The 25,032-nt window shown below is 66.7% G+C and carries 21 protein-coding genes and 1 pseudogene; 9 read left to right on the top strand and 13 right to left on the bottom strand.

What is annotated here, in order from left to right; genetic code table 11:
- Positions 1 to 6 precede the first annotated feature (6 nt).
- The 4 genes from WS62_RS10350 (at position 7) to WS62_RS10335 (ending at position 3,997) form a co-directional block, all read left to right on the top strand.
- A complete protein-coding gene (locus tag WS62_RS10350) occupies positions 7 to 1,185 on the top strand; it encodes an HPP family protein (protein ID WP_066570760.1) in 1,179 nt (392 codons plus the stop codon).
- A gap of 112 nt (positions 1,186 to 1,297) precedes the next feature.
- Complete coding sequence (locus WS62_RS10345) at positions 1,298 to 1,711, top strand: MarR family winged helix-turn-helix transcriptional regulator (RefSeq protein WP_066570759.1); 414 nt, start codon at positions 1,298 to 1,300, stop codon at positions 1,709 to 1,711.
- Between the two features lie 31 nt (positions 1,712 to 1,742).
- Positions 1,743 to 3,629, top strand: a complete 1,887-nt coding sequence (locus WS62_RS10340; protein ID WP_066570758.1) for a chloride channel protein — start codon at positions 1,743 to 1,745, stop codon at positions 3,627 to 3,629.
- A gap of 83 nt (positions 3,630 to 3,712) precedes the next feature.
- Positions 3,713 to 3,997 (top strand): hypothetical protein, encoded by a 285-nt coding sequence (locus tag WS62_RS10335; protein ID WP_066570757.1) that lies wholly within the window; start codon positions 3,713 to 3,715, stop codon positions 3,995 to 3,997.
- Here the strand turns inward: WS62_RS10335 and WS62_RS10330 are convergent.
- Positions 3,984 to 4,304 (bottom strand): annotated as a pseudogene (locus tag WS62_RS10330) (LytR/AlgR family response regulator transcription factor); the annotation flags it as partial. The gene WS62_RS10335 and the pseudogene WS62_RS10330 overlap by 14 nt on opposite strands.
- A gap of 600 nt (positions 4,305 to 4,904) precedes the next feature.
- On the opposite strand from WS62_RS10330, the gene WS62_RS10325 reads away from it, so the two are divergent.
- The gene (locus tag WS62_RS10325; RefSeq protein ID WP_231748253.1) at positions 4,905 to 5,174 is read left to right on the top strand and encodes a hypothetical protein; all 270 of its coding nucleotides are present in this window, start codon (positions 4,905 to 4,907) and stop codon (positions 5,172 to 5,174) included.
- Positions 5,175 to 5,402: 228 nt separating this feature from the next.
- On the opposite strand, the gene WS62_RS10315 is transcribed toward WS62_RS10325, so the two are convergent.
- Entirely contained in the window at positions 5,403 to 5,897 is a 495-nt protein-coding gene (locus tag WS62_RS10315; protein ID WP_066496422.1) for a GFA family protein, read from the bottom strand.
- 201 nt (positions 5,898 to 6,098) lie between these two features.
- Here WS62_RS10315 and WS62_RS10310 point away from each other — a divergent pair, with 201 nt between their 5' ends.
- The gene (locus WS62_RS10310; protein WP_066570754.1) at positions 6,099 to 7,400 is read left to right on the top strand and encodes a UDP-N-acetylglucosamine 1-carboxyvinyltransferase; all 1,302 of its coding nucleotides are present in this window, start codon (positions 6,099 to 6,101) and stop codon (positions 7,398 to 7,400) included.
- Positions 7,401 to 7,423: 23 nt separating this feature from the next.
- Here the strand turns inward: WS62_RS10310 and WS62_RS10305 are convergent, their stop codons facing one another.
- From WS62_RS10305 to WS62_RS10265, 9 genes are all read right to left on the bottom strand, one after another.
- Positions 7,424 to 8,191: an ABC transporter ATP-binding protein gene (locus WS62_RS10305; RefSeq protein ID WP_066570753.1), complete on the bottom strand. Its 768-nt coding sequence runs from the start codon at positions 8,189 to 8,191 to the stop codon at positions 7,424 to 7,426.
- A 54-nt stretch (positions 8,192 to 8,245) separates the two neighbouring features.
- A complete protein-coding gene (locus tag WS62_RS10300; protein ID WP_066570752.1) occupies positions 8,246 to 8,959 on the bottom strand; it encodes an ABC transporter permease in 714 nt (237 codons plus the stop codon).
- Positions 8,956 to 9,645 carry an ABC transporter permease gene (locus WS62_RS10295; RefSeq protein ID WP_066570751.1) on the bottom strand — a complete coding sequence of 230 codons (690 nt, stop codon included), beginning with the start codon at positions 9,643 to 9,645 and terminating at the stop codon, positions 8,956 to 8,958. The genes WS62_RS10300 and WS62_RS10295 overlap by 4 nt, the downstream gene beginning before the upstream one ends.
- A 361-nt stretch (positions 9,646 to 10,006) precedes the next feature.
- Positions 10,007 to 11,122 (bottom strand): porin, encoded by a 1,116-nt coding sequence (locus WS62_RS10290; RefSeq protein ID WP_066570750.1) that lies wholly within the window; start codon positions 11,120 to 11,122, stop codon positions 10,007 to 10,009.
- Between the two features lie 52 nt (positions 11,123 to 11,174).
- Entirely contained in the window at positions 11,175 to 11,588 is a 414-nt protein-coding gene (locus WS62_RS10285; protein ID WP_066570749.1) for a DoxX family protein, read from the bottom strand.
- Between the two features lie 189 nt (positions 11,589 to 11,777).
- Complete coding sequence (locus tag WS62_RS10280) at positions 11,778 to 13,142, bottom strand: cytochrome c (protein WP_066570748.1); 1,365 nt, start codon at positions 13,140 to 13,142, stop codon at positions 11,778 to 11,780.
- Positions 13,142 to 14,755 carry a GMC family oxidoreductase gene (locus WS62_RS10275; RefSeq protein WP_066570747.1) on the bottom strand — a complete coding sequence of 538 codons (1,614 nt, stop codon included), beginning with the start codon at positions 14,753 to 14,755 and terminating at the stop codon, positions 13,142 to 13,144. The genes WS62_RS10280 and WS62_RS10275 overlap by 1 nt, the downstream gene beginning before the upstream one ends.
- Positions 14,755 to 15,270, bottom strand: coding sequence for a sugar dehydrogenase complex small subunit (locus WS62_RS10270; RefSeq protein ID WP_066570746.1), 516 nt, complete (start codon positions 15,268 to 15,270; stop codon positions 14,755 to 14,757). Before WS62_RS10270 ends, WS62_RS10275 begins: the two co-directional genes overlap by 1 nt.
- A 419-nt stretch (positions 15,271 to 15,689) precedes the next feature.
- Positions 15,690 to 16,586: a glutamate/aspartate ABC transporter substrate-binding protein gene (locus tag WS62_RS10265; protein WP_066570745.1), complete on the bottom strand. Its 897-nt coding sequence runs from the start codon at positions 16,584 to 16,586 to the stop codon at positions 15,690 to 15,692.
- 531 nt (positions 16,587 to 17,117) lie between these two features.
- Between WS62_RS10265 and WS62_RS10260 the strand changes: the two genes are divergently transcribed.
- The 3 genes from WS62_RS10260 (at position 17,118) to WS62_RS10250 (ending at position 23,057) form a co-directional block, all read left to right on the top strand.
- The gene (locus WS62_RS10260; RefSeq protein ID WP_082720852.1) at positions 17,118 to 18,725 is read left to right on the top strand and encodes a S8 family peptidase; all 1,608 of its coding nucleotides are present in this window, start codon (positions 17,118 to 17,120) and stop codon (positions 18,723 to 18,725) included.
- Between the two features lie 743 nt (positions 18,726 to 19,468).
- On the top strand, positions 19,469 to 22,240 hold the full coding sequence (mgtA, locus tag WS62_RS10255) for a magnesium-translocating P-type ATPase (protein ID WP_066570743.1): 2,772 nt from the start codon (positions 19,469 to 19,471) through the stop codon (positions 22,238 to 22,240).
- 73 nt (positions 22,241 to 22,313) lie between these two features.
- Positions 22,314 to 23,057 (top strand): transporter, encoded by a 744-nt coding sequence (locus tag WS62_RS10250; protein ID WP_066570742.1) that lies wholly within the window; start codon positions 22,314 to 22,316, stop codon positions 23,055 to 23,057.
- 118 nt (positions 23,058 to 23,175) lie between these two features.
- Here WS62_RS10250 and WS62_RS10245 read toward each other — a convergent pair whose 3' ends face one another.
- Positions 23,176 to 23,541, bottom strand: a complete 366-nt coding sequence (locus WS62_RS10245; protein ID WP_066570801.1) for a DNA-binding protein — start codon at positions 23,539 to 23,541, stop codon at positions 23,176 to 23,178.
- A 52-nt stretch (positions 23,542 to 23,593) separates the two neighbouring features.
- A complete protein-coding gene (locus WS62_RS10240; protein WP_066570741.1) occupies positions 23,594 to 25,012 on the bottom strand; it encodes an aminotransferase-like domain-containing protein in 1,419 nt (472 codons plus the stop codon).
- Between the last annotated feature and the right edge of the window lie 20 nt (positions 25,013 to 25,032).

Here is a 25,032-nt window from a genome sequence, read left to right as displayed (position 1 = left end):
CCGACCTTGTCTTCGTCTCTCGTGTTTCATCATCGTCTCCGTCACTGGCTCCTGCGTTTCGTCCCGATTCCGGTGACGCTCGGCTGGCGCGAACGCCTGCGTTCGTGCGCGGGCGCGCTCGCCGGCATCGGCTGCGTCGGCGTGACGATGCGCGCGCTGCCGGGCAGCCCGGGCGACGTGCCGCTCCTCGTCGCGCCGATGGGCGCATCGGCCGTGCTGCTGTTCGCGGTGCCGGCGAGCCCGCTCGCGCAGCCGTGGTCGCTGATCGGCGGCAACCTCGTCGCGGCGACGGTCGGCGTCGCGTGCGCGCAATGGATCGCCGATCCCGTGCTCGCCGCGTCGCTCGCGATCGCGTGCGCGATCGGTGCGATGTTCGCGCTGCGCTGCGTGCATCCGCCGTCGGGCGCGGTCGCGCTGACGGCGGTCGTCGGCGGCCCGGCCGTGCACGCGCTCGGCTTTCGCTTCGTCGTCGAGCCAATCGCGCTGCAATCGGCGGCCCTCCTCGGCGCGGCGCTCGTCTATCACGCGCTCACCGGCCACCGCTATCCGCACGGCGGCGCGCGGCCGCAGCCGGAACCGAAGACGGATGTGGCCGCGACGCCGCTGCACGCGCGCTTCGTGCGCGCCGATCTCGACGCGGTGCTAAAAAGCCGCAGCGAATGGCTCGACGTCGCGCCGGAAGATCTCGAATCGCTGCTGCGCGAGACCGAGCTGCGCGCGTACGCGCGCACGTTCGACGAGCTGTCGTGCGCCGACATCATGACGCGCCCGGCGATCAGCGTCGCGCCCGACACGCCGCTGCCCGCCGCGATGACGCTGCTCGACCGGCACCGGATCAAGGCGCTGCCCGTCGTCGATGCGAATGCGCGCGTCGTCGGCATCGTCACGCGCGCGGACTTGTCGAGGGCCGCGCCGCACGCGACGCCAAGCCTCTTGCGCAGCCTGTCCGCGCGGCTGCCGCGCACGCTCGCCGGCCCGGCGTTCGTCGCGCGCACAGTAATGAGCACGCGCGTGCACACGGTGCGCACGACGACGCCGATCGCCGAACTCGTGCCGCTCTTCGCCGATCACGGCCACCACCACATCCCGGTCGTCGACGCGAACCAGACGCTCGCCGGCATCGTCACGCAGGCGGACCTGATCGCCGGGCTCTATCGGCAATCGCAAGTGCGCGTCGCCGCGTAAGCGCAAGGAATCGCGAAAGGAATCGGCACAATGAATTCGAGCACGCCGGATACCGTCAAAATACATCACGTTATGATATATTTGCACACTTTTCGATCACGTTGGAACGTCGATGACGAAACCGGCACGCGAGCTGCGCAAGGCAGATTTCGAACAGCTTTCCGAATTCCGCTATCAGATGCGGCGCTTCGAGCGCTTCTCCGAGCGGGCCGCGCAAAGCGAGGGCATCACGCCGCTGCAATACTTGCTGCTGCTCCACATCAAGGGCTATCCCGAGCGCGACTGGGCGACGGTCGGCGAGCTCGCCGAGCGGCTGCAGGCGCAGCATCACGGCGTCGTCGCGCTGGTGACGCGCTGCGAAGCGGTCGGGCTCGTCCGGCGCAAGCCGAGCGAGACCGATCGCCGGCAAGTCGAAGTGCATCTGGAGCCGGCCGGCGCACGCGTGCTCGCGCGACTCGCCGAGCTGCACCGCGCGGAGCTGAAGTCGCTGCGCGGCGCGTTCCAGGTGCCGCAGATCGATTACTGAGCCTAACACCCACTCTCCCCGCCCCGACATCATGAGCATCGCCGCCCCACACAAACGCGATTTCGCGTCGAACGCACGATTGCCGCGCATCGCGCTCCTCGCGCTCGCGATCGGCGTGCTCAGCACGTTCGCCGCATTCGCGCTGCTGAGCCTCATCCACCTGTTCACGAACCTGTTCTTCTTCCAGCAGTTTTCGTTCGCCGACCGCTCGCCCGCGCTGAACACGCTCGGGCCCTGGGTGATCGCGGTGCCGGTCGTGGGCGGCGTCGCCGTCGGACTGATCGCGCGCTTCGGCTCGGACAAGATTCGCGGCCACGGGATTCCCGAGGCGATCGAGGCGATCCTGTTCGGCAAGAGCAGGATGTCGCCGAAGGTCGCGGTGCTGAAGCCGCTCGCATCGGGCATCGTGATCGGCAGCGGCGGGCCGTTCGGCGCGGAAGGCCCGATCATCATGACGGGCGGCGCGATCGGCTCGCTGATCGCGCAGTTCGTGAAGGTGACGGCCGCCGAGCGCAAGACGCTCCTCGTCGCCGGCGCGACGGCCGGGATGACCGCCGTGTTCGGCACGCCCGTCGCCGCGGTGCTGCTCGCCGTCGAGCTGCTGCTGTTCGAATGGCGGCCGCGCAGTTTCCTGCCCGTGGCGCTCGCGTGCGCGGTCGCGGGCTTCGCGCGCGCCGCGTTCTTCGGCGTCGGCCCGCTGTTTCCGCTCGTGACCGCGCCGCCGTCGGCCGCCGCGCTCGGCTCGTGCGTGCTTGCCGGCCTGTTGTCGGGCGCGCTCGCGTGCGGGCTGTCCGTCGCACTCTACAAGACCGAGGACGGGTTCGGCAAATTGCCCGTCCACTGGATGTGGTGGCCCGCGATCGGCGGGCTCGCGGTCGGGATCGGCGGGCTGATCGAGCCGCGCGCGCTCGGCGTCGGCTACGACGTGATCGGCGATCTGCTTCACGGCAACATCGCGCTGCGGTTCGCGCTTGCCATCCTCGTCGTCAAGGCCGCGATCTGGGTGATCGCGCTCGGCTCGGGGACGTCGGGCGGCGTGCTCGCGCCGCTCCTGATGCTCGGCGCGGGGCTCGGCACGCTGCTCGGGCCCGTGCTGCCGGGCGGCGATCCGGCGCTGTGGCCGCTCGTCTGCATGGCGGCGACGCTCGGTGCGACGCTCGGCGCGCCGCTCACCGCGATCGTCTTCGCGTTCGGCCTCACGCACGACGCGAACGCGCTGCTGCCGCTCCTCGCGGCGACGCTCGTCGCGCACGGCTTCGCGACCGTCGTGATGAAGCGCTCGATCATGACCGAGAAGATCGCGCGGCGCGGCTATCACATCTATCGCGAGTACGGCGTCGATCCGCTCGAGCGTCATTACGTCGATGAAGTGATGACGCGCGACGTCGTCACGATCGATGCGGACCTGAGCGTCGACCTCGCGCGTGCGCGGTACTTCGGCGCGACGCAGGCGCACCGCGCTTATCCGGTCGTGCGCGACGGGGTGCTGATCGGCTTGCTCGATCGCGCGACGCTCGATCGCGGAGGCGACGCGCGTGCGGGCGGTGCGGGCGCCGGCGCTGCGCGGGCGGGCGACATGCAGGTAGCCGACATGCGGGTAGCCGACGTGCGGGTAGCCGACGTGCGGGTCACCGACATGCGGGTCGCCGACGTGCTTGCGCACCGCACGCCCGTTTTCGCACTCGCCGACGAGACCTGCCGCCTCGTCGCGACGCGGCTCGCCGTGCATCAGTTGGAGCGTCTGCCGGTCGTTGCCGATCCCGAGACGATGCGACTCCTCGGCATCGTCTCGCGCAGCGATCTCGTGAAGCCGGCGCTGCGGCACTTCGACGACGAGCACAAGCGCGAGCGTTTCCGCCGCGCGCATCCGGCGGCGTTCGTGAAGCGCCGCTTCGCGCTGACGCGCAAGGCGGGCTGAGCGGCGCGCCGAAGACAACGCGCGTCGCACTGACATTCGTATGGGAGAATAATCGTCCGTCTTGCGAATACGGTGGACGCGCGATGAAAAGGAAACTCGACGAGGAAGCCGGGACGCTGCGAAACCGGATCGCCAAAGCAGGCATGAAGAGCAAAACGCCGGATGAACGATCGAATTGGCTCCGCGCTCGAACGCGCGAAATCGGCGATTGGAAGCGTCGGCTCGGCGGCGTCGATTCGACTTCCCAGGATGTTCAAGCGCTGGAAAGCAAGCGACGACGCGCGATCGGCCATGCAACCGCCGTATCGACCGTTCCGCCACCGCGCGGCCACGCACAATGCGACGCGCGGCGCGTCACATGTGCTTGAACAGCCCCGCATACGCGCGACTCACCGGCAGCATGTCCCGATGGCCGCGCAGATGGATGCGAAGGCGCCCGAGCAGATCCCGCTCGATCCGGTCGATCGCCGCATACGCGACGATCACGCCGCGATGCACCTGCGCGAAGCGATCCGGATCGAGCCGTGGCAGCAGTTCCTTGAGCGGCGTGCGAATCACATGCCGCTCGCCGTGCGTCACCACCTCCGTGTATTTGTCGAGCGCCTGGAAGTACAGCACGTCGTCGACGGACACAAGCCGCGTCGTATCCTTCAGGCCGACCGTCAGCCAGCGGATCAGTTTTGACGGCTGCACGCACCGTCAAACGCGCGTCGCGCGCCAAACAATCTATGACAATTTTCGCCCGTCGATTTGAACGTGCTTAACAGTCGTCGCGCGCGGTCTTTGCCATCATGAACTCAACGAATACGAATACCGAATACGAACGCGACGGGGCCACCGTTAGCATGCACCCTACGCCAAGCGGTCGGAGAACTGCGCGGCGTAGGCTGACGGTTTCGATCGTGCCGAATCCGGCATGACGGACAGCAATCCGCGCACCGCGCTCTCTTCTTCACGCCTGCGCAGCGCCAATCCAATCCATTCATCCGCAAGCACGCGCGACGCCTCGGCAACGCCGGGTCGTCGCACATGCGCGTGCGGCGCAGCAATTGCGCACACGACGCCCGGCGCACTCTGCTTCGCTTGGCAAGCTCCTTAACATCTTGTTTCCGAATCGTCGGAACATCGCCGACGATGCGCACTCACATTGGATCGTAGTACCGTTGAAATCCGATTCACGAATCACGACCAGAGGGAGATAACGTGAAATATTTACCGTTCATCGCATTGATTGTGGCAACTTCGGCCAGCGCCGCGGGCACCGACGTCCAGAACGTGGGACAGAGCCAGAAGCCTGCGCAGGACGTCTCGACCTGCATTGCGAAAACCTGGGCCGACAAGGCGCAACAGCAGGTCGTCACGCAGGAAGTGCTCGCGAACGGTCTCGCGGCGGACGTCTATGTGCCGGGCCAGCAACCGCCGAACGGCGCGGCCGCGGTCGTGCGCCCCGCGCGCTCCGGCAACGCGAAGACGTGGGTCGGCTTCCGCGCGGGCACCGGCTCGGCGGACAGCGCGGCCGCAGGCGACATCAATAGCTGCCTGTAAAGCCCGACATGCCGGCCACGCCGGCATGAGCCGCATGATCCCAACACGCCGGCGCGGCGAAAGTCGCGCCGGCGTTTCGTTTGCAGGGCTTGCGCGCGTCGATCGATGCGCGCGTGCCGCGCCGTCTCATCGACTCGCCCCGTTCTCCGCCGGACTCAGCCTCTTCGCGTCGCGCGCCGGAGATGCCGGGCGGATTACCGGCCGCCGGCGGCACGGCCATCGCGACGGCTAACGATCCCGCTTCGCACGCAGCGCCGCGCGCCGCTTGAGGCTCTCGTCCGACCAGATCTCGTCAGACGCGTAGTATTCGGGCACGGCGCGTGCGTCGGGCGGCAGGATTACCCACGGCTGCTTCGACGACGTGAAGATATGGATGTCGGGTGGCAGGCGATCCGGGTTGTCGAGCGTGCCGACGCGAACGAAGCTCACCGCGCCGCCGCCGCCCGCGTAGTGGCTCCACACCGCGACACGACAACGCGGGCAGCGCGCGATCTTCTGGCCCTTGCCGCTGTTCGACGGCGTATCGACGATGTCGACTTCGCCGCGCAGCAGCACCAAGCGGTCCGATTCGATCAGCGCGTTCAGCGCGAACGCCGTGCCGGTTTCCCGCTGACACCAGCGGCAATGGCAGCAGTGCACGACGAGCGGCCGGGACGTCATCCGGTAGCGCACCGCGCCGCACGTGCAACCGCCTTCGTAGATCGGGGAATCGTCGGTTTGCATGGATCGCCTCGCTTGAAAGGGTACGATCGCCTGTGCCGCGCGCAGTCCGATGATCCCCCTTCGCGCGCGTCGTGTGAAGCGCCCGCCCCGCCGCCGCCCGTCCACGCGCGTGCGCGGCGCCGCACGACGAATCTGCGAAATCCTGGCGAACGATGGCATGATATCGACCTTGCGTGTCATCACCCCCACCTGCATCCGAACATGTCGAACCTGATCGTCCACGGCGGCGCGCCGCTTCGCGGAGAAATCACGCCGTCCGCCAACAAGAACGCCGTCTTGCCCATCCTGTGCGCGACGCTCCTCACCGATCGGCCGCTGCGGCTCGTCGGCGTGCCGGACATCACCGACGTCCGCAAGATCCTCGACATCTTCCGCACGCTCGGCAGCGACGTGTCGATCGACTACGCGACGGGCGTGCTCGACCTGCACCACCGCGCGACGGCGTTCGATCCGGCCGTCCATCGGCTGCCGGAGGAAATGCGCTCGTCGATCATGCTGGTGCCGCCGCTACTTGCGCGCTTCGGCGTCGCGCGGCTGGAGAACGACGTGAAGGGCTGCACGCTCGGCGTGCGCGAAATCGACCCGCACGTCGAGGTGTTCGAGCGCTTCGGCGCGCGGATCGAGCGCACGTCCGATTCGCTGATCGTGCGCGCCGACGGGCCGCTCACGCCGAACCACCACTGGCTCGACTACGCGTCGGTCACGACGACCGAGAACTTCGCGCTGTGCGCGGCATCGGCGAACGGCACGTCGACGCTCGTCAACGCCGCGTCGGAGCCGCACGTGCAGGAGTTCTGCCGATTCCTCGCGATGCTCGGCGTGCCGATCGAAGGCATCGGCACGTCACATCTGAGCATCCAGGGCGGCCGCGCGCACGCGGGCGGCGAGTACCGCTTCAACGAGGACTTCCACGAGATCGCGACGTTCCTCGCACTCGGCGCGATCACGGGCGGCGACATCGCGGTGCGCAACGGCTCGCCCGAGCAGTTCCCGCTGATCGACCGGACCTTCGCGAAGTTCGGCGTGCAGGTCACGCACGAGAACGGCTGGTCGCACGCGCTGCGCGACGGTCCGCTGAAGGTCAAGCAGCCGTTCACGCGCAACATCCTGACGAAGGTCGAGGCCGCGCCGTGGCCGTACCTGCCTGTCGATCTGCTGCCGATCTTCATCGCGCTCGGCGTGCAGGCGCAAGGCAGCGTGATGTTCTGGAACAAGGTCTACGACGGCGCGATGGGCTGGACAGGCGAGCTGTCGAAGTTCGGCGCGCACGTGTTCCTGTCCGATCCGCATCGGCTGATCACGTTCGGCGGGCTACCGCTCAGCCCCGCCCGCGTCGAAAGCCCGTACATCATCCGCGTCGCGATCGCGCTCTTGATGGTCGCGGCGAGCATCGACGGCCGCTCGGAGATCCTGAACGCGCAGCCGATCCGGCGCGCGCATCCGCATTTCGTCGAGAATCTGCGCTCGGTCGGCGCGAACGTCGAGTGGACGAGCGGCGAGTAAATCGATAGGTGGTGCCGGCCCGCCTACTTGAGCCGGCCGGACAGGAACTGCGACAGGCGCTCGCTCTTCGGGCTGACGAGCACGTCCTGCGGATGCCCCTCCTCCTCGATCCGCCCCTGGTGCAGGAAGATCACGTGATTCGACACGTTGCGCGCGAAGCCCATCTCGTGCGTGACGACGATCATCGTGCGCCCTTCTTCCGCGAGCGCCTGCATCACCTTCAGCACTTCGCCGACGAGCTCGGGATCGAGCGCCGACGTCGGCTCGTCGAACAGCATCACTTCGGGCTCCATCGCGAGCGCGCGCGCGATCGCGACGCGCTGCTGCTGGCCACCCGACAGGTGCGACGGATATTTCGCCTCGACGCCCGGCGCGAGCCCCACTTTCCGCAGGTACGCGCGCGCCCGCGCCTGCGCCTCGGCGCGCGACAGGCCGAGCACGCTGACAGGCGCCTCGGTCACGTTCTCGAGCACCGTCATGTGCGCCCACAGATTGAAGTGCTGGAACACCATCGCGAGCTTCACGCGCATCCGCTGCAATTGCTTCGGATCGCCGATCTTCGGCGCGCCGCGCCTGTCGCGCGCCACGCGGATCGACTCGTCGCCGAGCGTGATCGTGCCCGCGCAAGGCTGCTCGAGAAAGTTGATGCAGCGCAGGAACGTGCTCTTTCCCGAGCCGCTCGAGCCGATGATGCTGATCACGTCGCCCGCCTTCGCCTTCATCGAGATGCCCTTCAGCACCTCGTTGTCGCCGAACTTCTTGTGCAGGTCGTCCACACTGAGCTTGTACATTCGCCGTCGTCCTTGATCGTCGTTGAGCTTCGTTGATCGATGCCGCTGTGCGCGTCAGCGTCCCTGCGGTCTCAGGAACGCCAGCCAGCGCGCCTCCATCCGGCGGAACAGCCAGATGAGGCCGAACACGACGACCGCATACAGCACGGCCGCGATCCCGTACGCCTGAAACGATGCGTAGGTCGCCGAATTGACGTCGCGCGTGACTTTGAGGATGTCGGGCACGGTCGCCGTGAACGCGAGCGTCGTCGCGTGCAGCATCAGGATCACTTCGTTGCTGTAGCTCGGCAGCGCGCGGCGCAACGCCGACGGCAGGATCACGCGCGTGTACAGCTTGCACCGCGACATCCCGTATGCAAGCCCCGCCTCGATCTCGCCCGGCGACGTCGACTTGATCGCGCCCGCGAAGATCTCGGTCGCATACGCGCATTCGTTCAGCGTGAACGCGAGCAGCGTGCAGTTCATCGCGCTTCGGAAGAAGCTGTCGAGCCACGCATGATCGTGCACGACGCCCAGGCTGTAGATGCCCGTGTAGCAGAGCAGTAGCTGCACGTAGAGCGGCGTGCCGCGAAACACGTACGTGTAGAGCCACACCGTGCGCGACAGCAAGCGGTTGCGCGACGCGCGCGCGATCGCGAGCGGCACCGCGAGGCAGAAGCCGAGCCCGATCGACACGACGAGCAGCCACAGCGTGATCGCGAGGCCGCTGATCCGGTAGCCGTCGCTGAACAGGTAGTTCTGCCAATATTGACCGATGATCTGAATCACAGCGCCAGCCTCCGCACACCCGCCGAATAGCGTTTTTCGAGATACATCAACACGAGATTCGACAGCGTCGTGATCGCGAGATAGATCGCGCCCGCCGCGAGCGTGAAGAAAAAGAAGTTCAGCGTGCTCTTGCCTGCGTCCTGCGACGCCTTCACGACGTCGGCGAGACCGATGATCGACACGAGCGCAGTCGCCTTCACGAGCACCTGCCAGTTGTTGCCGATGCCGGGCAGCGCGAAGCGCATCATCTGCGGGAACATGATTCGCGCGAACACGCGCCACGAGCTCATCCCGTACGCGAAGCCCGCTTCGAGCTGACCGCGCGGCACCGCGAGGAACGCGCCGCGAAACGTCTCGGTGAAGTACGCGCCGTAGATGAAGCCCAGCGTGACGATGCCCGCGACGAACGGGTCGATGTCGATCTGATCGACGCCGAGCATGTCGGTCGTGTCGTTCAGCAGGATCTGGATCCCGTAGAACAGCAGCAGCATCAGCACGAGATCCGGCACCGCGCGAATCAGCGTCGTGTAGAACGTGCCGATGCCGGCCAGCACGCGATTCGGCGACAGCTTGGCCGCCGCGCCCGCGAGCCCGAGCACGAGCGACGCGGCGAGCGAAAGGACGGCGAGCTTGACCGTTTCGACCGTGCCGGCCCATAGCAGCGGACCGAAGCCTTGAAAGAGCATCTGCGATTTCCTCGATGTGCACGGGCGCGGCACGCCGCCGCCGTCAAGCGGGCGCGCAACCTGTCCGTCGGATTTCCGGGAGCTTACGAACGGCTTCTGGCGGCGATTTCAGCCGCGCCGAAGTTGTATGTACAACTTTGCGCCGTCCGACTATGGCCAGCAATCAGTGTTTCTATCTAATGTCCAATCGGACGCATCATGCTCGCGCGCTGCGCCGGCCGTGGCGCACATTCGTCCGGACCGCGAAACGAATCCGCCGCGAGGAACGATCCGGTGCGTTCGCCGCGCCGCCAGCCCATGAAAAAAGGGCTTCGGCCAGCACGCCGAAGCCCTTCCTATCCTGCATCGCGCGACGTGCGCGTCAGAACGTATGCATCATCCCGACATATGCGCCCGTCTGCGATTCTCCCGCGAGCGGGCTCGTGTTCGGCGTCGCGTCGCGCGGCGTCGCGAGCAGCGAGAAGTTCGAATTCCCGCCGTTGCGCACATAGGCGACCGTGCCGTACAGGAAGGTCCGCTTCGACAGGTTGTAAGTCGTCCCGAGCGCATACATGATCGCGTGGCCGGACGGATCGTGCGACGCATCGCCGCCGTCGCCGCCGCGCACGCGCACGTAGTAGCCGCCGCCCGTCACCGCCCACTGCGGATTCGCCTGATACGTCGCGCCGAGCCAGAAGTGATCGGCGCGATCGGCGAGGCCCGCCGGCGTGTCGGGCGCCGAGTAATGCGTATAAGCGCCCTGGATCTTGAACTTCTGCACCTTCACGTTCGCCCCGATGAAATACTCGCGCGAGCTCGAGAAGATGTTGCTCATGCGGCCGTTGCTGTCGCGCAGCTCGTCGTACATCCCGCGCACGTCAAGCATCGTCGAGTGATACGAGAGCATCACGCCTTCCGAGCGGCCGAAGTCGCCGGGCGCGCCGTAGTTGAAGCCGCGCGACTGGTTGCCGAACGCATACTGCGCCTGCACGTCGAAGCCGCCGAACACCGGGCTGTGATATTCGACGTTGTTGCTCGTCTGCTGCCAGTTGCGGCCGCGCACGAGCGACGCCGACGAGAACGCCTGCTGGACGAACGGATCGAATTCCCACACGCCGTCGCTGTCGATGAAGAGATTGCGCCCCGCCTGCAGCGTGCCCCACGTGTCGTTCTTCAGGCCGACGTATGCGCGCCGCGACCACATCCGGCCGCCGCCCGTCGTGCCGTTCATCACCTGGAACGCGGTCTCCAGGTTGAAGATCGCCGCCGTGCCGCCGCCCAGATCCTCGACGCCTTTCAGGCCGAACATGCTGGTGCCCCAGTCGCCGCTCTCGGCGCTCCAGCGCGACGAACTGCCGCCCGAGGGATTCGCGATGTGATTCAGGTATTCGATGCCGCCGTCGACCCGGCCGTACAGCGTGACGCTCGTTTGCGCGCAAGCGAGCGCCGGCCCGGCCGCGACGATCGCAGCCATCATTTTCTTCGAATGAAAACCCATTGTTCTCCGCCTATTGTCTTCTCTCAGGTTCCAAACACGTCCGGCACGCCGCTCAACCGCGATCGAGCGAATAGCGTCCGGGGCCAGCCGCGCACAGGGCGAACAGGCCGCCCGTGATCGCGATGTTCTTGTAGAAGTGGATCATCATGTTCATCTGCTCGGCGGCCGGCATCGACCAGTAGTGATGGCCGATGATCGCGGTGCCGATCGTGTAGAGGCCGAGCAGCAGCGCGAGCGGCCGCGTGTAGAAGCCGATCAGGATCGCGATGCCGACGAAGAACTCCATCACGACCGCGACGACCGCCGCGATCGACGGCAACGGCGTGCCCTCGGCCGCCATGAACTGGACCGTGCCCGAGAAATTCAGCAGCTTCTCCCAGCCGAAGATCACGAACAGGATGACGAGCAGAACGCGGGAAAGCAGCAGAAGAAGGTCTCTCTGAGGTGCAAGAAAGGTTTGTCTCATTGTCGTATGGAGCGGGAAGCGGGCGCCGCGCGCGAAGCGTCGCGCGTGCCGGTTGCGGACCGAGGCGGCTCACGGCTCACGGCTCACGGCTCACGCCGCGGGCCGCCTCGCTGTCGACTGCGACCTGCCACCGGACAGCCGCCCGGTGCGATGCCGTCCTCCTCGATCGCCGGATAACCGACCCGTACGTTACTGCGACGCGCGCAGCTTCGCAACGTCCTGTTCGCTCACTTTCGCCGCCGGATTGCCGAACTGGACGGTCAGGTAGTTCGTCAGCGCGGCGATCTGCGCATCCGACAGTTCGTGGCGGAACGCCGGCATCCCGACGTCTTCCTGGCCCGCCTTGCGCGCGACGCCGTTCAGGATCACCTGCACGAGGTTCGTCGGATTCGGCGCGCCGACGGTCGAGTTATGGAAGAGCGGCGGATAGTAGCCGTCCGGCGTGCCCTTGCCCTGCATCTGGTGACAGCTCGCGCAATTGCCGAGATAGAGCCGCGCGGGATCGATGCCCGTCGACGCGAGCGCGACGCCGCGCAGCCGAATCCCGTCCTCGGCCGGCTTGCCCCATGCGAAGCGCGCCTTCGCGCTGCCGTCGGCGACGGCGGGCACCGTGCGGATGTACGTCGCGATCGCGCCGATGTCGGCATCGCTCATCTGCGAGAAGCTGTGCTCGACCGCTTCGGCCATCGGCCCCGCCGCCTGCGCGAGCCCCGGCACGCTGCCCGTGCGCAGGTACTGGACGAGCTGCTGCTGCGACCAGCCGCCGATCCCCGCGCTCGTGTCCGACGTGATGTTGTAGCCGTCCCAGCCCGACAGCACCGAGCCCGCGAGGAAGCTGCCGCCGCCCGTATCGTCGAGCGACTTCTCCTGCAGCGCGACGCCGCGCGGCGTGTGGCACGTGCCGCAGTGCGCGAGGCCCTGCACGAGATACGCGCCGCGGTTCCATTCGACGCCGCGCTCGGGCTTCGGCTGGTACGCGCCGTCCTTCAGGAACAGGAGATTCCAGATCTTGAGCGGCCAGCGCATGCTCAGATACCACGGAATGTCGTTCTTGCGCGCCGACTGCTTGACCGGCTCGACGCCGTGCATGAAGTACGCGTACAGCGCCTTCACGTCGTCGTCGGTGACTTTCGCATACGACACGTACGGCATCGCCGGATACAGGTTGTCGCCGTTCTTCGCGACGCCGTGACGCACCGCGCGCTCGAAGTCCGCGAACGTCCAGTCGCCGATGCCCGTTTCCTTGTCGGGCGTGATGTTGGTCGTGTAGATCGTGCCGAGGACGGGCGCGCGCATCGGCAAGCCGCCCGCGAACGGCTTGCCGCCCTTCGCCGTGTGGCACGCCATGCAGTCGCCCGCGACGGCCAGATAGCGGCCGCGCTCGACGAGCGCCGCATTGCCGGAGGGTGCGGCCGCGGCGATCGCAGCGGCCGCAGCCGGCGCGGACGCAGCGGCGGCGGGCGCGGACGCAGCCGTGGCGGCGTCCGCCGCGCCCGCCAGCCCGGGCAATGCGAGGCAGCCGGCCAGTACGAAGGAAAGGGTTCGTTTCAGCATCAGATTTCCTTCTTCAACTGGTCCGAGATCCGCAGCGCGAGCGCCGCGATCGTCAGCGTCACGTTCACCGTGCCGACCGTCGGCATCGTCGCGCTGCTCGAAACGAACAGGTTCGGATGGTCGAACGTGCGGCAGTCCTTGTCGACGACCGAATCGTGCGGGTCGGCGCCCATGATCGTCGCGCCGGTGATGTGGTTGTTCGGCGCGAACTCGTCGTTGAACGCGATATTTGTGCCGCCGAGCACCTTCGCGGCGGTCGCATAGACCTCGCGCGTGTGCACCGCGCCCCGCCTTACGTAGTCGTCGATCGCGTAGGTGATTTCCGGGCGCGGGATGCCGATCGCGTCGGTCGCCGTCTTGCTCGGCACGATCCGGTTCTCCGGCTGCGGCAGGATCTCGTGGAAGCAGTCGAACTGCACGTAGCGCGCGGAACGGTCGCGGATCTGCGCGTCGAGCTCGGCGGGCTTCAAGAGCTTGCCGGCCTTGAAGATCTTCTGCGTTTCCTGGTCGATGCGCGACAGATTCGACAGATGGATCTTCTTCGCCGCTTCGGTCGCGCGGAACGCGCCGTCGCGAAAGCCGATCAGCGACGTCATCTCCTGCGGGCCGCGGCCCGGCCACAGCTTCTCGCTCGCGTAGAACGACACGCCCGTGCCCGGGTGGTCCATCAGGTTGCGGCCGACCATGTCGGAGCTGTTGCCGACGCCGTTCGGGAAATCGTGGCTCGTCGACATCAGCATCAGCTTCGGCGTCTCGATGCCGTTCGCGGCGAGCACGAAGTACTTGCCTTCGACGCGATGCTCGACACCCTTCGGGTCCTTGTAGCGCGCCGCGACGATTTTCTTCTGCGGGCCGACCTCGAGCTTGTGGACGACTGCGTTCTCGATCAGCTTCGCGCCCGCCTGCTCGGCCTTCTCGACGTGGACGACGCCGTTGTACATCGCGCCGATCGGGCAGATCGGCATGCAGTTGTTGTTACCGCAGCAGGTCGGACGGCCGTCGTACGGACGGCTGTTGCGCGCGACGGGCTCGGTCACGACGTGGAACTTCGGATCGTACCCGTTGAGCGCGGTCTTGATCGTCTGCTCGTTGTAAGACAGCGGCAGCGGCGGCATCGGGTACGGCTGCTTGCGCGGCGACAGCAGATCCTCTTCGGCGCCCGGCCCCCAGACGCCCAGTTCCTCTTCGGCGCGCTGATAGTAATGCTCGAGATCGTCATACTGGATCGGCCAGTCGCGGCCGACGCCGTAGACGGTCTTCAACTTGAAGTCGTTCGGGATGAAGCGCCACGCGGACGCAGCCCAGTGCCACGTCGTGCCGCCCACCGCGCGGATGTACTGCGAGTTGAACTTGTGCTCGCCCTTCAGGACCAGGTAGTCGTTCGGCGGGGCGTACTCCGGATGCGGCGCCCACGGGCTCGACGGATACGGGGCCATGAAGTCCATCTTGTCCGGCTGGTTGCGGAAGCGCTCGACGATCTCCCAGCGCGGCATCCTCGGGCCGGCTTCCAGCAGGATCACCGACTTGCCCGCCATCGCGAGCTGATGCGCGACGATCGCACCCGCGACGCCCGAGCCCACGACAACGACGTCGGCTTGTTGTGTATCGGCCATCAGGCTTGCCTCTCGGTCGGTTTGTCGGCCCAGAAGCCGGGTTTGTTGGGGCAGTACGAGCGGATCACGAGCGTGTCCGACACGACGCCGAACATCAGCGCTTCTTCATAGGTGATCACGACGTTGTCGACGATGCCGAGATACCACGCTTCGAGAATGCGCAGCGAGAGGGCCTCCTGATCGGGCGTGAGCGTGTTCGCGGCAAGCGCGCCTGCAAGCTTCGGCAGCCCGTCGCCGAGTTCGAACGAACCCTTCTGAAGCGCGCGCAGCAACCGTTCGCCGACCGCGCGGTTCAGGCCTGTCTTGCCGGTCAACGCTTGGGACAGCGTCATGAACGCATCGAGCGGCGCGGCGCTCGGACCATCGGCTAACGCGCGCAACGTGAGCGAGCCGGCAAGGCCCAATGCGGTCAGCGCGAGCGAGCGCTGCAGCCATTGGCGTCGAGTGAGCCCCCCACCCATGGGCTCGGCCGCGTCGCCCGAGCGACGCGCGTAGGGATTGGTGTCGTTATTCATCGTTCCTTCTCTCAGGCGTCGGGCTCGGGAAAACGAGTCTTGATATTTCTCAAACCACGGCGCGGACCCGAAATGTACGCGTTCATCGACAATTGAACAATCCCTTTATAGTTCATCGAATCGCTTTGCACTCCCTTGCATTATGGGTTCCGGCTGTTTTTTCAGTTTCAGCAAAAAACTGTTTCGCAATATGGAGTTGCAGCATCCGGCCTATCCGGAAGGTGCCGCAGTGCGATGTGACGGGATCGTGAAGCCGCGTGCCGATCGTTGCGACACGCACGCGGCGAGGCGAGCGGCATACGGAGCCGGCCGCGTAACCGGGCACGGCAGCGCCGACGGCGGCCAAGCGGCAATCGACCGATCACGGGGCCGGCGCGGCGAAGCGCGTCGCGCCGGCCTCCGCCGAGCGCGGCCCGTATTCAGTACTGCGCGCGATCGCTGGGATTCTTGAAGAGCGCGCGCATTTCCGGCGACAACGGATAATTCAGATTCAGCCCCCGCGGCGGAATCGGCTGCATGAACCACTTGTCGTAGAGCTTCGCCGCTTCGCCCGATGTCTGCATCTGCGCAATCGTCGAATCGACGAGCTTCTTGAACGCGGGATCGTCCCTGCGCATCATGCACGCGTAGTTCTCGTGGACGAGCGGCGTACCCGCGACCACGTAAGCCCCCGGGTTCTTCTCCTTCGCGAGCTCGCCGTACAGCAGCGGCTCGTCCATCACGAACGCGACCGCACGGCTCGTCGTCACGTTCATGAACGCCTCGGCGTGGTCCTTCGCGCTGATGATCGTCATGTTCATGTTCTTGTCTTCGTTCAGCTTGCGCAGAAGGCGCTCGTCGGACGTACCCGCCGTCGTCACGACGGTCTTGCCCGCGAAATCGCCGAAGTCCTTGATGCCCGAATCCTTGCGCGTGCTGAAGCGGATGCCGTACAGGAAGATGCTGTTCGAGAACGCCGCCTGCTTCTGCCGCTCGAGCGTGTTCGTCGTCGATCCGCATTCGAAGTCGATCGTGCCGTTCTGCACGAGCGGAATGCGGTTTTGCGACGTGATCGGAATCTCCTTGACGACGAGTCCGGGCAGCCTCAGTTGCCGCTTGATCTCGTCGATGATCTTCGCGGCGATGTCGCGCGAATAGCCGATGTTCTTCTGCTGATTGTCGGAATACGAGAACGGCACCGACGATTCGCGAATGCCGAGCCCGACGACGCCCGTCTCCTTGATTTTCTTGAGCGTACCGGTGAGGTCCTGCGCATGGACGGCGCCTGCAGCCATGCAGACGAACGCGGCGACGAGCCCGTTAAAACGAACGTGCATGCTTTTCTCCGAAAAAGTCGAACGAAAAGCGATCGTAATCCGTTCAAAAACCTCCGGCCGCCCTGCGCCGCGGCAACCTTCGGGCCGCATGACGCGGCCGCCTACCGGCGGTGCGCCGAAAACGCATTCGCTCACCCGTTTGATACGGCCGTTCTCGGTTTACCGCGCTTATCTCAAAATCACACTCAAATCAGGCCGCGAAGTACACCAAAAGTGCTCGTAAATTTGTGCGGTGAGCGACTATATTTTCGGAAAGACTATCAAGAATTGTTAAGCGCAGCCGTTACTCACACCAGTACCTCCGATCGGGCGAGCACGAGCCCGGCGGAATCCGGACAAGACCTGGCGATGTATCGGGATGCAAACGAAGGACGACGATGCTCACGGACTTCTCACGCCACGGATCTTGACCGCGTTGACCGCGCACGCGGTTTTCGAACCCAAGGGTGGAGAGGCATCGTGAACAAAAAACGTAGCAATCCTGATCAGACGCGGTTTGGCCAAGCCCGCGCCGTCGCCGGCATTCTCTCCGTGTCTCTCCTCGTTCCGCTCGCCGGTTGCGGCGGAGGCGGCGGCGGGGGCGGCGGCAGCACGCCATCGGCCGCCGCACAGCCGACTCCGACACCCGCTCCGACGCCGGCCCCGACATCGGGCTCGTCGCAATCCGCGACTTCCTCGACTTCGACGACGGCCTGCCCCGTCACGCAAACCGCATCGGCCGCCGCAAGCGCCTCCCTCGTCTCCAGCGCCGTTCAACAAGACGCGCCCGTCGACCATCTGATCGTCAAGCTGCAAAACGCATCGGCAACGACGGCGTCGGGCGCGCGGATCATGGCCGCGACGAACGACGCGGCGCGTCTCGACGCGGTGATCCTGCGCGTGATGTCGCAATGGAGCACGAAGGGCGGCGCCGTGCGCTCGTATGCGCAAAACATCGCGCAGACAAGTGCCGTGCAGGTCGAGCGAACGATGTCGGGCGGCGCGGCGCTGCTCGCGCTCGGACAAAAGATGAACGCGGATACCGCCAGCACGCTCGCGCAAACGTTCGCCGTCGATCCGGACGTCGCGTACGCGGAGCCTGACCGGCGCGTCTTCGCCCGCACCGTGGCGACCGATCCGAACTACGCGCAGCAGTGGAACTACTTCGATCCGACGGCCGGCATCGATCTGCCGAACGCGTGGAGCGTGACAACCGGCTTGCCGAGCGTCGTCACCGCGGTGCTCGACACCGGCTATCGCCCGCATCCGGACATCATCGCGAACCTGCTGCCCGGCTACGACTTCATTTCCGACATCAACACCGGCAACAACGGGCACGGTCGCAGCCCGGACGCGACCGATCCGGGCGACTGGGTCACGCAGCAGGAGCTGACCGATCCGTCGAGCCCGTTCTATAACTGCGCGAGCGCGCCGTCGAACAGCAGTTGGCACGGCACGCAGGTCGCCGGCATCATCGGCGCCGCCGCGAACAACGGCATCGGCATCGCGGGCGTCAACTGGTACGGCAAGATGCTGCCCGTGCGCGTGCTCGGCAAGTGCGGCGGCACGACGAGCGACATCGCCGACGCGATGCGCTGGGCGGCGGGCCTCCCCGTCGCCGGCGTGCCGGCGAATCTGACGCCCGCGAAGGTCATCAACCTTAGCCTGGGCGGCAACGGCCCGTGCGGCGACACGTTTCAGCAGGCGATCAACGACGCCATCGCACAAGGTGCGAGCGTCGTCGTCGCGGCCGGCAACGACGGCCAGGCGACGACCCAGGATCGCCCCGCGAACTGCAAGGGCGTGATCGCGGTCGGCGCGACCGACAGCACGGGCCAGCGTGCGTGGTACAGCAACTTCGGCGCTGACATCACGCTGAGCGCGCCGGGCTCGAACATTCTGTCGACGACCAACGCCGGCACGACGGTGCCGACGTCCGACGCGTACGGCACACACAGCGGCACGAGCCTCGCCGCGCCGCAAGTGGCGGGCGTCGCGTCGCTGATGCTCGCGGTGAATCCGAACCTGACGCCCGCACAGATCGCGCAGAGGCTCGCGAGCACCGCGCGGCCGTCGGCGTCGACGGCGTCCTGTCTCGCGCGCGCGCCGGGTGCGGGGATCGTCGACGCGGGCACCGTGGTTGCGTCCGCAACGAAATAGCCACGCGAACCGCGCGTGATCGTGCAGCGGCCGCCCGTTCGGGCGGCCGCTTGCTTTGCCGCCGCGCGCGGCCACGGTCGCGCGACGACGCACATGCGCCGCACGAACGAATGCGCAAACCGTGTAAACCTGCCGTAAAAAGCTTGACGCTTCGCACGCCGACCCCTTACCATCGCCCCCGTCTTGATACTTGGAGTGTTCCGTGAACACCGATGCGAGTTGTAGTCGGTCCTGCACCGGCTTGACTGCTGACTGAGGCATTCGCGCAGAGCCCCACGCTTCTGCCGCATCCCAGCCAGCAGGATGCGGCGTCTTTGCGGCCATCCCGGCCCGATCTTCCCGCCACGATTCTCTCGAATGAACGATGCATGCGCCGCCGTGCGCGCGTCGTGCTCGTTCGTTCTCGCCATACGCGGCCCGCGCCATGCGTGCGCATGCGCTCGCGTGCCGCTCGCGCATGCATCGCTTTCGCATCGACCCGTGATGCGCACCCTTCATTCCGGATGCCTTAGCGTGTCCGGCCGACGATCGACAGGAGTCCAGATGGAAGCAGACGACAGTAGCCGATTACCGCTCGCCGGCGTCACGCCGAGCGGCGCATGCGCCGCGTCGGCTGCGCCGGCGAGCGACCCCGATTTTTCACTCATTCAGCCGAACGCGCGCGACGCGAAGCGGCGGGAGACGCTCGTCCATCGATAACGACGACGCTCCCCGCTCGCCGCGCGCGACACACGGAGCGTCCGATGACACAACGCACTCCTTCAAAGAACAAGCAACGCGGGTTCCTCCATTACGGCGCACGGGGCGACGGCGACGATCGCCGCCCGATGCGCATCGAATACGAATCCGCGCAACCGCTCGCCGACACGCTCGACAACCTGCGCACGAGCGAGCGCGGCCTCACGACATCCGACGCCGAGGATCGCCTGCTGCGCGACGGCCCGAACGAAATCGCGCACGACAAGCCGCCGCACTGGAGCCGGCAGCTGCTGACGTCGTTCAACAACCCGTTCGTCTACGTGCTGCTCGTGCTCGCCTCGATCAGCTTCCTCACCGACGTCTACTTCGCCGAGCCGGACGATCGCGACTACGTCAAGATCACGATCCTGCTCGCGATGATCACGATCAGCGTGCTGCTGCGCTTCGTGCAGGAATTCCGCTCGCTGCGCGCCGCCGAGAAGCTGAAGGCGATGGTGCGCACGACGGCGACCGTGCAGCGCCGCACCGACGACGCGAGCGCGCCGATCAAGCACGACGTGCCGATGCGCGACGTCGTCGTCGGCGACATCGTGCATCTGTCCGCGGGCGACATGATCCCCGCGGACGTGCGGCTGATTTCGTCGCGCGATCTCTTCATCAGCCAGGCGGTGCTGACGGGCGAAGCGCTGCCCGTCGAGAAGTACGACACGCTCGGCGCCGTCGCGCAGAAATCCGCCGAGCCGGCGAACGGCAGCGGCAGCGGCGACGCCGGCCACGACGGTTCGCTGCTCGATCTCGCGAACGCATGCTTCATGGGCACCAACGTCGTCAGCGGGACGGCGACCGCGGTCGTCGTCGCGACGGGCGCCGGCACGTATTTCGGCGCGCTCGCGAAGAACGTCGTCAGCCACAAGCGGGTCGAGACGAGCTTCGATCGCGGCGTGTCGAGCGTCAGCTGGCTGCTGATCCGTTTCATGCTCGTGATGGTGCCGGTCGTCTTCATGATCAACGGCCTCACAAAGGGCGACTGGCTGAGCGCGCTGACGTTCGCACTCGCCGTCGCAGTCGGCCTGACGCCCGAGATGCTGCCGATGATCGTCAGCGCGAACCTCGCGCGCGGCGCGGTCGCGATGGCGCGGCGCAAGGTCGTCGTCAAGCGGCTGAACGCGGTCCAGAACTTCGGCGCGATGGACGTGCTCTGCACCGACAAGACGGGCACGCTCACGCAGGACAAGATCATCCTCGAGCATCACCTCGACGTGTCCGGCCGCAAGAACGAGGACGTGCTGCGCCTCGGCTGGCTGAACAGCTTCCACCAGAGCGGCCAGAAGAATCTGATCGACATCGCGATCGTCAATCGTGCGAATCAGCTTGGCGAATGGATCAAGCCGCAGGGCTATCGCAAGATCGACGAACTGCCGTTCGATTTCGTGCGGCGGCGCCTGTCCGTCGTCGTCGAGGACCCGCGCGGCGCGCATCTGCTCGTCTGCAAGGGCGCGGTCGAGGAGATGCTCGCGGTGTCGACGCACGTTCAGGATAACGAAGGCGTGCGCCCGCTCGATTTCGTCGAGCGCAAGCGGCTTCTCACGCAGGCGAACGCGTACAACGAAGACGGCTTCCGCGTGCTGATCGTCGCGACGCGCTCGATCCCGCGCGGCGACGAGCGCGAGCAATACCGGACGGCCGACGAGCGCGACCTCGTCGTGCGCGGCTTCCTGACGTTCCTCGATCCGCCGAAGGAATCCGCCGCGCCGGCGCTCGCCGCGCTGCGCGAGAACGGCGTCGCGGTCAAGGTGCTGACGGGCGACAACCCGACCGTCACGCTGAACGTGTGCCGGCAAGTCGGCCTCGAGCCCGGCAAGCCGCTCCTCGGAACCGAAGTCGAAGCGCTCGACGATGCGGCGCTCGAAAAGGCGGTCGAGCGCACCACCGTGTTCGCGAAGCTCACGCCGCTGCAGAAGGCGCGGATCGTGAAGGCGCTGCAGGCGAACGGCCACACGGTCGGCTTCCTCGGCGACGGGATCAACGACGCGCCCGCGCTGCGCGATGCCGATGTCGGCATCTCGGTCGACAGCGGCGCGGACATCGCGAAGGAGACCGCCGACATCATCCTGCTCGAGAAGAGCCTGATGGTGCTCGAAGAAGGCGTGATCAAGGGCCGCGAGACGTTCGGCAACATCCTCAAGTACCTGAACATGACCGCGAGCTCGAACTTCGGCAACGTGTTCTCGGTGCTCGTCGCGAGCGCGTTCCTGCCGTGGGAGCCGATGCTCGCCGTGCAGATGCTCGTGCTGAACCTCGTCTACGACACGTCGCAGATGCTGCTGCCGTGGGACAAGATGGACCCCGAATTCCTGAAGAAGCCGCGCAAGTGGGAAGCGAAGAACATCGGCCGCTTCATGCTGTGGGTCGGGCCGACGTCGTCGGTGTTCGACATCACGACGTACGTGCTGATGTGGACCGTGTTCGGCGCGGGCGCGCTGTACCACGCGCAAGGCGGCGCGGGCGGCCAGCTCGTGATGAACTCCGGCTGGTTCGTCGAGAGCCTCGTGTCGCAGACGATCGTCGTCCATCTGCTGCGCACGCAGAAGATCCCGTTCCTGCAGAGCACCGCGTCGCTGCCCGTGCTGATGTCGACGACGATCGCGATCGCGATCGGCTGCTGGCTGCCGTTCTCGCCGTTCGCCGAAGCGCTCGGCTTCATCCATCTGCCCGGCAGCTACTGGCTGTGGCTCGTCGCGACGATGGCGGGCTACATCATGCTCGCGCAGATCGTGAAGACGCTCTACGTCCGTCGCTACAAACAGTGGTTCTAAAGCGACGCATCCCTCTCGCATCCGGCCGCGCGCGGCGCGCGCGCCGGCCGCTCGTTTCATCGAAGGTGACGATATGAAAAGAATGCTTCCGCTCGCAGCCGCGGGCGCCCTTTTCGCGCCCTCCGGCGCGCAAGCCGACCACCCGTTCACGTCCGACGACACCAACACGCAAGGCGACGGTAGCTGGCAGTACGAAATGAATGTCGAGCGCACGTCGAAGCAGCCCGACATCGGCCGCCAACAGCTCTGGAACGCGACGCTCACGCGCGGCTTCGGCGAGCGCGTCGACCTGTACGTGCAGGCGCCGTACACGCACGTGCAGACACGCGCCGACGAACAGGGCTCGGGCTTCGGCGACATCGAAATCGGCGCGAAATGGCGCGTGCTGGAACGCGGGCCGTTCAGCATCGCCGTGAAGCCGCGCGTCACGATGCCGGCCGGCGACGACGCGCGCGGCCTCGGCAACGGCCGCGTGAACGCGGGCGCGATGCTGCTCGCGCAGTACGACATCGCACGCGTGCAACTGCTCGCCAATGCGGGCCTGATGTACCAGCCGAATCGCCAGGACGGCCTGACGTCGATCTGGCAGGCGTCCGGCGCGGCGATCTATCGCGCGACGGACAAACTGCGGCTCGGCATCGACGTCGGGATCTCGCGCAATCCCGAGCGCGGCGCCGGCGCGAATCCGGCATACGTGATCGCGGGCGCGATCTACTCGCCGCGCGGCTGGCTCGATCTCGACATCGGCTATCGGCGCGGGCTCAACGATCAGATTTACGATCATTCGTTGATGGCGGGGATCTCGGCGCGGTGGTAAGCCGGGTCATTGCTGCATGACGGCGGGGCGGTCCGTCCGTGACCGCCCCGCTCTTGTTTGCGCCGCCTGTCGAATCGTGCCCGCATGCGTGTCGCCGATTCGCACGCGCGCGGTTGCGTCAGGCGTCGCCGCACGCCGCGGCAGCATCGCCGAAAAGCGCATCGCACAATTCCAGCCCCTGCGCCGTCAGCATCGCGCGACCCGTGCCGTCGTCGCGCAGGACCGTCTCGGTCAAGCCGGCCGCATCGAGCTGCGTCAACGTGCGCCGCAGCGTGCTCATCGGCACGTGCGCGCGTTTGCCGAGCTTCGCGAGCGACCACGGCGCGCCGCGCGCTTCGACAGCCGCATCGCGCAATCGCAGCAGCACCGCGACGATCGCCGGATCGAGCCCGTCGTCGTCATGCGAGACCGCGATCCGTCCGTCTGCCTCCGCCGGTTCGTTCCGTTCGCCCCGCTCGTTCCGTTCGCCGTGATCCGCTTTCATCATCGTCCCGTCCTCTCGTCGGTCGGGCGCGCACCGCGCATCGCCCTACCCGTCATCTCTTTGCACACACCGCCGCCAACCGGCCGAGCGTCTTCACCGCCTCCTCGATCTGCCGGGACCACGGATAGCTGTAATTGAGCCGGATGAAGCGCCGATATGCGCCCGTCGTCGAGAACATGTGCCCCGGCCCGAGCGTGATCTTCTGCGCGAGCGCGAGCCGGTACAGTTCCATCGCATCGGCGCCGCCCGGCAGCTCGACCCACAGCACGTAGCCGCCGCGCGGCTGCGACAGCCGCGTGCCGTCCGGAAAGAAGCGCCGCACCATCGCCACCATCATGCTCGCCTGCTGCGCATAGAGCTTGCGAATCCGCCGCAGATGATGATCGTAGCCGTCGTGCTTCAGATACTCGGCGATCGCGAGCTGGTCGATCGCGGGCGTCGCGAGCGTGTTCAGGAACTTGAGCTTTTCGACCTGATCGCGGTAGCGCCCCGGCATCGCCCAGCCGATCCGGTACGCGGGCGACAGGCTCTTCGAAAACGACGCGCAATGCAGCACGAGCCCGCGCGAATCGAACGCCTTCAGCGTGCTCGGCTGCGCGGCGCCATAGTAAAGCTCGTGATAGACGTCGTTCTCGATCGCCGGCACGTCGTGCCGCGCGAGCAGCTCGACGAGCGCGCGCTTGCGCTCGTCCGGCATCAGGAAGCCGAGCGGATTCTGGAAGTTCGGCATCACCATGCACGCAGCAATGCGCTCGCTCGCGAGGATCCGGGCGAGCGCATCGATATCGATTCCCTCGCCCGGATGCGTCGCCACCTCGATCGCGCGCATCCCGAGCCGCTCGATCGCGTGGAGCATCGCATAAAACGTCGGCGATTCGACCGCGATCGTGTCGCCCGCCTTCGCGACCGCCTGCAGGCACAGATTGATCGCTTCGGTCGCGCCGATCGTCACGACGATCTCGTCCGGATCGACCGCGACGCCGCCCTCCAGATAGCGGCGCGCGATCTGCCGGATCAGCTCCGGATTGCCGGGCGGCAGGTCGTCGATCACGCCCCAGCGCGTGCGCCGCCGCGCGATCGCCTGCGCGTGCCGCGCGATCCGCTGCGCGGGAAACGGCGTCGCATCCGGATACGGCGAGCCGAGCGGCACCGCGTCGTCGCGCGCGATCGAGCGCAGCGTCGACAGCACGAGCCGGCTCACGTCGACGGCCGACGACACCGCGACGGGCGTCGACGCATGCAGTTCCAGCTCCGGCGCGTCCTGCCGCGCGCGCACGAAATAGCCGGACTGCGGCCGGCTGTCGATCGCGCCGCGGCTCTCGAGTACCAGATACGCGCGCACGACGGTCGTGACGCTGAGCCGGTGCTGGCGGCTCGCCTGCCGCACCGACGGAATCCGCTCGCCCGGCCGGTAGACGCCGCGCCGGATCATCGCCTCGATGTCGTCCGCGAGCTGTTCGTAGCGCTTCACCGTGTGCCTCGATTGTCCGT

The organism is Burkholderia sp. ABCPW 14 (assembly GCF_001523835.1).
Classification (GTDB): Bacteria; Pseudomonadota; Gammaproteobacteria; order Burkholderiales; family Burkholderiaceae; genus Burkholderia; species Burkholderia mayonis.
The sequence above is the reverse complement of the archived record's forward strand: the minus strand, read 5'-3'. Positions and strand labels throughout refer to the sequence as shown.